At 46.8% G+C, this 8,219-nt stretch carries 5 protein-coding genes and 2 riboswitches; all 5 genes read left to right on the forward strand.

Translation table 11 applies throughout. From position 1 onward, the window contains the following. Nucleotides 1–16: 16 nt before the first annotated feature. The 5 genes from EEX84_RS11840 to EEX84_RS11860 all read left to right on the forward strand — a co-directional run bounded on the left by EEX84_RS11840 (nt 17) and on the right by EEX84_RS11860 (nt 7,852). Entirely contained in the window at nt 17–967 is a 951-nt protein-coding gene (locus EEX84_RS11840; RefSeq protein WP_123165851.1) for an AAA family ATPase, read from the forward strand. Beyond that, nucleotides 964–2,178, forward strand: a complete 1,215-nt coding sequence (locus tag EEX84_RS11845) for a DUF58 domain-containing protein (RefSeq protein WP_123165852.1) — start codon at nt 964–966, stop codon at nt 2,176–2,178. The genes EEX84_RS11840 and EEX84_RS11845 overlap by 4 nt, the downstream gene beginning before the upstream one ends. Further along, complete coding sequence (locus EEX84_RS11850; protein ID WP_240033972.1) at nt 2,178–4,373, forward strand: DUF4129 domain-containing transglutaminase family protein; 2,196 nt, start codon at nt 2,178–2,180, stop codon at nt 4,371–4,373. Before EEX84_RS11845 ends, EEX84_RS11850 begins: the two co-directional genes overlap by 1 nt. Before the next feature lie 32 nt (nt 4,374–4,405). Continuing rightward, nucleotides 4,406–4,507, forward strand: a riboswitch (purine riboswitch). Nucleotides 4,508–4,634: 127 nt separating this feature from the next. After that, nucleotides 4,635–6,173, forward strand: coding sequence for a glutamine-hydrolyzing GMP synthase (gene guaA, locus EEX84_RS11855; RefSeq protein WP_123165854.1), 1,539 nt, complete (start codon nt 4,635–4,637; stop codon nt 6,171–6,173). Between the two features lie 128 nt (nt 6,174–6,301). Then, nucleotides 6,302–6,403: riboswitch (purine riboswitch) on the forward strand. Between the two features lie 111 nt (nt 6,404–6,514). Beyond that, nucleotides 6,515–7,852, forward strand: coding sequence for an NCS2 family permease (locus EEX84_RS11860; protein ID WP_123165855.1), 1,338 nt, complete (start codon nt 6,515–6,517; stop codon nt 7,850–7,852). Nucleotides 7,853–8,219 lie beyond the last annotated feature (367 nt).

The following is an 8,219-nucleotide window of genomic DNA, read 5'->3' on the forward strand; positions in this document are numbered from 1 at the left end:
TTGAGGGGGAGATGGAATGGAAGCAAAAGACCAGTTGAATAAAGTGATTGACAATATAGAAAAAGTGATTATCGGTAAACGGGATATCGCCGAATTGAGCATCGTGGCCATGTTGTCACAAGGGCATGTTCTGCTGGAAGACGTGCCTGGAGTCGGGAAGACGATGCTGGTCAGAGCATTGGCAAAATCGGTGGGGGCAGATTTTAAACGCATTCAGTTTACTCCGGACCTGCTGCCATCTGATGTAATCGGTATCTCCATTTACAATCCGAAGGACATGGAATTCCATTTCAGGCCTGGCCCTATTATGGGCAACATTGTGTTGGCCGATGAAATCAACCGTACCTCCCCTAAAACGCAATCCTCACTGTTGGAAGCAATGGAAGAGGCTTCCGTGACCATTGACGGTGTCACCATGCAAATTCCGCAACCTTTCTTTGTGATGGCCACTCAGAACCCGATTGAGTATGAAGGAACGTACCCTTTGCCGGAAGCCCAGTTGGACCGTTTTCTGCTGAAAGTGAAAATGGGCTATCCGACGCCGAAAGAAGAAATGGAAGTATTGGCTCGCGTCCAGGCGGTTGCTCCCATTGAAGAGCTGCAGTCGGTCATCGAATTGGAAGAGCTCATAAAACTGCAGCAACAAGTGAAAACTGTCAAAGTGGACGAGACCATCCGCAATTATATAGTAGAACTGGCAAGAAAAACCCGTACTGATTCGTATGTCTACTTGGGGGTCAGCCCGCGTGGGTCCATCGCTTTGATGAGAGCCTGCCAGTCGTATGCGCTGTTAAAGGGGCGCGATTTCGTTACCCCGGACGATGTGCAGTATTTAGCGAAATTTGTTTTTGGCCATCGCATTATGCTGCGTTCGGAAGCCCGCTATGATGGCATTACCGCCGAAGAAATAACAGCCCGTATTTTGGCTAAAACCCGTGTGCCTGTTCAAAGGCTTGTAGGCCAATGAACAAGCTGAAAAGAATGATGGAGTTGTGGGGGAGGCTGCTTTTTGTATTGCTCCTCCTTGTTTTGACCTTTTCGTACGCCATGTTCCAGGGTGGATTTGTCAGTTGGTTCATCTTTTATATGGCATTGCCGTTTATTGTATATTCTTTATTGCTTACTTTTTATCCGCTGACCGACATACAACTGTTGAGAGATGTGCAGGCAACCCAGATTCGGAACGGCAATAAGTTCGCCGCTGCCGTGACTTTGCGGCGCAAGATCCCTTTTCCTTTGCTTTATACCATTGTGCAGGAACAGACGACTTCGCCTGCGTTGAGAAAACGTTTGGCAGGAAATCACCGGAACATGATCATACCGGGATTTAGAACCTCCTACAGATGGGAATACGAAATTGATGATATGCCAAGAGGTGAACATATCCTGGAAGGGGTGGAGGTGGAGATTGCCGATTTTTTCGGCTGGGTCAAAAAAAAGCGGCTTGTGCCGTTGCAGCAGACGGTTCTGGTTTATCCGAATACGGTTGAGATTCCGTACCGTCCGATGGAATCCAGATATGATCAAGGCGCGATGGCCGCACCCTTTACATTGGTTAAAGATACGACAATGGCCTCGGGATTAAGGGATTACCGGCCGGGAGATCGTGTATCCTGGATTCACTGGAAATCGTTTGCCAGGACCCAGACCATGCGGACCAAAGAGTTTGAGGACCGCCAGTCACAGGACCTTTTTTTACTGGACGACCGGACACCTTCAGAAAAGTTTGAACTCCAGGTTGAATTGGTGGCTTCCATCCTGCAATCAGTTGTCCGCTCGAATTCGAGTGTGGCTTATCTGTCGGTGGGTGAATCGCTGGATTATTTTCCGCTTATCCAAACAGAAGAAAACTTTCAGCGTGTCATGTACCATTTAGCCAAAGTCCAGCCGGATCTGACCCGCTCTTTCAATGAAATAAGCAACAAAAATCTTCAGGTCATCCAGGCTTCCACCCTATTGTATGTAACAAGTCGGCTGACCGTCGAAATGGTGGAAGCCATTCAACGAAACAGCCAGCGCCTGAGCAACTGCATGTGCCTGATCGTCATGAGAAAAGGTGAAAAGTTATCGGAAGAAGAGGCCACGGTCCATCAATTTGTCCGCTCAAAAGGAATTGTTGTCAGAACCATTTGGCCTGAAACTTTTGCCAGTGTCTTTACGGAGGTGGGGCGGTCGTGATGCCTGTTCGAAACAATAAAGTTTTTATGGCTTGTTTGTATATATTGGTCTTTTTTCTGTTGGCGGAATGGCTGACTCCCGTTGTTGTATTGACGAATACGGGGCACCGGCCACTCTTTTTGATTTTTATTGCTGTCGCTTTGCTGATGGCATTTTTAAAAGTGCCGTGGTGGATTTCGGGAACTGTCAAAATCCTCTATATTCTGTGGTTTATCGTTTATGTCTACACAGGGGCCGTCTTTTTCACTGGCGAATCACTGTCTTTCTTATGGGAGGACAGCAGGCAAAACTTCCAAGCCCTGGCTTCCCAGAACTGGGCGCAAACAACAGATGTCTTTCGGACTCTATTGTTTTTCACACTGCTGTGGATGGCTGTCTATCTGATTCATTACTGGGTGAATTACAGACTCAGCATATTCCTGTTTTACCTGCTGACGGTAGTGTTCATAGCGGTTTTGGATACATTCAGTCCTTATGCAGGGAACACGGCCATTATCCGGATCATGGTAATCGGCTTGTTATTGGCCGGGCTGCTGCATTTGGCCAGGTGGACGGAAAGCCACCGGATTGTTCTGCAGATGGAAAAACTGGCGGTATTCATCGTTCCACTGTTTGCTATGATTGCCGCTTCGGCAGCGATGGCTTTGTATTTGCCTAAAGCCGATCCGGTATGGCCGGATCCTGTACCTTTCATCACTTCGCTTTCAGGACAAGGGGGAAGTGGGGACGGGAGCGGAACAGCTTCTGTGGGAAGGATTGGATATGGCGTGGACGACACGCAATTAGGCGGTTCGTTCATCGGAGACAGCACGCCGGTTTTCAGAGCGGAAGTAGAGTCGGGCCAGTACTGGAAAATCGAGTCAAAAGATACCTATACGACAAAAGGTTGGATCTCGGCCGGTAACGTCGGCGAATCGATTGTCTACAGCAATGGCCAAACGGTGAATACCGGTTTTTCCCCGGGTACTCCGGAAGAAGCGGAAACAGCTCTGCTGGCCATGGATCAGGATTTCCCATTTGTCCTTTATCCATACGGCACTGAGTCATTTGTAACGGAACAGCCCCTCAATTACCAATACAACACGGCGATTCAGCGCTTTGAAACGTTTCGGGGAGGGGAAGTGGTCGAACCGGATGTGTATGAAGTTACGTTCAGTGAACCTTCTTACAGTTTAACGGCTCTGCGCAATACAACCATGGAGGATCTGGCCCGGTTGCCTGCTGAATTTGACCGTTATCGCCAGTTGCCCGCTGAGCTGCCGCAGCGTGTGAGGGATCTGGCGGAAGAAATAACGGAAAGCTCCACCAGTGTTTATGACAAAACCCGTGCCATTGAAAGTTATTTCAGCAACAACGGCTTTGAATACAGCAATACCGACATTCCGGTTCCTGCGGAAAATCAAGACTACGTCGATCAGTTTTTATTCGAAACAAAGCGGGGGTACTGTGATAATTATTCAACTTCGATGGTTGTCCTGCTCAGGGCGATCGATATTCCCGCACGCTGGGTAAAAGGTTTCAACCAAGGAGAGGAACTGAATACAAACGATGGGTTGACGGTATATCAGGTAACGAACAACAATGCCCATTCCTGGGTGGAAGCCTATATGCCGGGTGTCGGATGGATGCTTTTTGAGCCGACCATCGGCTTTACAGGCTCTGCATCCGTCGACTTCGATTTGGAAATTGATCCAACCGAGCCGGCTGATTCTGAGATGCCGGACAGTCCTCAACCTGAAATGCAGGAAGAAACAGAAGGTGACAGCACAGCTGCTGGCCAAAGCGGCCCTTCTCCAGGGGAGCGGGTGCTTCTGTTTATAAAAGAGAATCTGGGGAAATTGATATGGAGTTTGATCGGTGTCGGTACACTGATCCTGCTGCTGTATCGATACAGGCAGAAATGGATGCCAAAACTGCTGATTCCTTATTATCGGATACGCGGAGGCGGCAGTTCCTCGTTTGAAAAGGCATATTTGAGGTTGTTGAAGCAATTGGACTTGTACGGCATCAGACGGGCCGAGGGACAAACTTTGCGGTCGTATGCGTCTTATGTTGATTCGTTTTTCGGAACCAAGGATATGAGCCGATTGACGACAGCTTATGAGCAAGCCTTGTACGGAGGGGAAGCTGAAAACGTGAAATGGGTAGAGCTGCAGGAAAGTTGGGAAAATTTAATCAATCTTACAAGCGGTTGATTTTAAACAATGTACCTTGTACAATTGAGAAAATTATAAATACCAGGTGCCCTCATATATGTCCGGTGATATGGATCGGATGTCTCTACCAAGTCTCCGGAAATGACTTGACTATGAAGGTGGATGCCGCATGCTCTTTTGGTATGCGTGCATTCGCTTTTTTGATGTAGAGCAGGAGAACGCGAGGATGATTTTCGCGTTCTTTTGTTATTTAGAGTCCTGAATTGAATAGAAGAGGTGAAAGGTGTGCCAGTTAGTCCGATGTTAAAAGAACAAGAGAAGATAGTAGTTTTGGATTTTGGAAGCCAGTATAACCAGCTGATTACCCGTCGTATCCGGGAAATCGGTGTATACAGTGAGCTGCATCCTCATACAGTAACTGCTCAGGAAATCAAAGAGATGAACGCTACGGGAATTATTTTCTCCGGTGGACCGAATTCCGTCTATGATGAAAATGCCTTTTCGATTGATGGCGCGATTTTCGAAATGGGTCTTCCGATTTTGGGCATATGCTATGGCATGCAATTGATGGCGCTGCGATTGGATGGCCACGTGGAAAAAGCACAAAACCGTGAGTACGGTAAAGCGGAACTCAAGCTGACAAAAGAAAATTCCTTGTTCAAAGGATTGCCTGAAGAACAGATTGTCTGGATGAGCCATGGCGATTTGGTAACAGCGGCTCCTCCGGGATTTGATGTAACCGGAACAAGCGCCGGCTGCCCGATTGCGGCGATGGCTGATGAAGAACGCGGCTTTTACGGTGTTCAATTCCATCCGGAAGTACGCCATTCCATTTACGGCAACGAACTGCTTCGCCAATTCGTTTTTGACGTTTGCGGCATGGAAGCCAATTGGTCAATGGAAAATTATATTGAATTGGAAATTGAAAAGATTCGCGAGCAAGTGGGTGACAAAAAGGTTTTATGCGCATTAAGCGGCGGTGTGGATTCTTCGGTCGTTGCAGTGTTGATCCACAAAGCAATTGGCGATCAATTGACGTGTATGTTCGTTGATCATGGATTGCTGCGTAAAGGGGAAGCGGAAAGCGTCATGAAGACATTTGCGGATGGCTTCCATATGAATGTCATCAAAATCGATGCACGTGACCGTTTTATGAAAAAGCTGGAAGGTGTAACGGATCCTGAGAAAAAGCGGAAAATCATTGGCAATGAATTCATTTATGTCTTTGATGATGAAGCTTCCAAGCTGAAAGGCATGGACTTCCTGGCACAAGGCACCTTGTATACCGATATTATTGAAAGTGGCACAACCACTGCTCAGACCATTAAATCTCACCACAATGTCGGAGGACTTCCGGAAGACATGCAGTTCGAATTGATTGAACCTTTGAATACGCTTTTTAAAGACGAAGTGCGGGTTCTTGGCACAGAACTTGGCATGCCGGATGAAATCGTCTGGCGCCAACCGTTCCCGGGACCTGGCCTCGGCATCCGCATCATGGGAGCAGTAACGGAAGAGAAGCTGGAGATCGTCCGCGAATCAGATTGGATTCTGCGCGATGAAATCAGCAAAGCAGGACTCGATCGCGATATTTGGCAATACTTCACCGTGCTGCCGGATATCCGCAGTGTCGGAGTCATGGGAGATGCCCGCACATACGATTACGCCATCGGCATCCGCGCGGTTACTTCCATCGACGGCATGACGTCTGACTGGGCCCGCATTCCGTGGGATGTATTGGAGAAAATCAGCGTCCGACTCGTCAACGAAGTAGATTACATTAATCGCGTTCTGTATGATATCACGAGCAAGCCGCCTGCAACCATCGAGTGGGAATAACAGAGTTTTTCAAAAGCCATTAAGCAGAAATACTTGCTTAATGGCTTTTTTACGAACTTTACTTAACTTAAATGGATAATTGTTCGTGTTTCGTCTTGTGTACCATGCAAAATCATGTTATATTACGATATGAAATCAAATAAGCCTGTCGTATAGTATCGGGGATATGGCCCGAAAGTTTCTACCGAGTTACCGTAAATAACTTGACTACGATTTTATTTCCCACTGCTACAAGGGAAGTCTCTTTGCGGGAAGTGAAGAGGAAATCGAACGCATACGGCATATTGCCGTGTGCGTTTTTATGTTGCGGAACGTATACGCTGGCATTCGGAGGAATCATTATGAAAAAGTATTTTCAGTTTGAAGAACTGGGAACAAATTACCGCCGTGAATTTATTGGTGGTTTAACTACATTCTTGGCTATGGCGTATATCCTGGTGGTCAACCCGTTGACTTTGACCATGGAATCGGTACCGGATCTTCCGGATGCCATGCGAATGGATTACGGAGCCGTCTTCATGGCTACAGCCTTGGCTGCTGCAGTAGGGTGTCTGGTAATGGGGATATTGGCCAAATACCCGATTGCCCTTGCACCTGGAATGGGATTGAATGCATTTTTTGCTTATACGGTTATATTGACTTATGGAATTCCTTGGCAAACCGCTTTAACCGGTGTCTTATTTTCGGGGCTTATCTTTATTGCCCTTACATTAACCGGTCTTCGCGAACTGATTATCAATGCGATTCCTGCCCAGTTAAAATACGCCGTAGGTGCCGGAATTGGGCTTTATATTACATTCATCGGGTTGCAGAACGCAGGAATCATCGTAGGCAATCCGGATACATTGGTTGGATTGGGTGATTTATCGAACAGTTCGGCATTGCTGGCAATCTTCGGTTTGGTTGTCACAGTCATTTTCATGGTACGGGGCGTGCAGGGAGGGATCTTTTTCGGAATCCTGATTGCCGCTGTAGTGGGAATGATATTCAACGTAGTCAGCTTGCCGAGTGCCATTGTCGACTTCAACGTGCCAAGTATGGCCCCGACTTTCGGGGTTGCGCTGGAACCCATACTTAATGACTTCGGCTCCTTGATGAACATTCAGTTTCTCGTTATAGTCCTGACATTTTTGTTCGTCGACTTTTTCGACACTGCCGGTACATTGGTGGCGGTTGCCAACCAGGCCGGATTGATGAAAGAAAACAAGCTTCCACGTGCCGGTAAAGCATTGATGGCGGATTCAATTGCGACAGTGAGCGGAGCCATTTTCGGAACATCCACGACCACTTCATATATTGAATCGACTTCAGGTGTTGCGGCTGGAGCACGATCCGGTTTTGCGGCAGTAGTTACAGGATTCTTATTTCTGGTTTCCATTTTCTTTTATCCTGTTCTTGAAGTGATTACAAGTGCTGTCACAGCTCCAGCATTGATCATTGTGGGCGTGCTGATGGTTTCCGCCTTAGGAAAAATCGAGTGGACGAAATTCGAAGTCGCAGTTCCGGCTTTCCTGACTATGATTGCGATGCCACTTGGCTATAGTATCGCAACGGGTATTGCCATCGGATTTATTTTTTATCCGATCACGATGCTGGTTGCAGGAAAAGGCAAACAGGTTCACCCAATTATGTACGGGCTGTTTGTGATTTTCCTTCTATATTTTATATTTATCGCTTAAAGAAAAATCCGCCAGAAATCTGGCGGATTTTTTTGTGTAAGGGAAGTCATTAGAATGGAAACCCAAGCGAACCGGAAAAGAAGCCAGGCCAAAAGCAGCGAGCTGGAAAATGAAGAGGAGGCTTTTTAACCGACGTTTTTCAATTTCAGAACAGCGCTGACAAAACCTTCAATGTAAAGAGCCGATTCCCTTTCAAAATTGTAACTGTTTTGTAATTTAACTTTTAGAATTTTCTGTTATAATAAAGTTGTAAAAGTTTCCGCTAAAGTGTTGACGCGTTTTTACGAGCGTGTTATATTAATCAAGTCGCAAATGAGCGAGAAACAAATTGAACCTTGAAAACCGAACAGCAAAACGTCAATAATAA

Source organism: Planococcus salinus, from assembly GCF_003719725.1.
Classification (GTDB): domain Bacteria; phylum Bacillota; class Bacilli; order Bacillales_A; family Planococcaceae; genus Planococcus; species Planococcus salinus.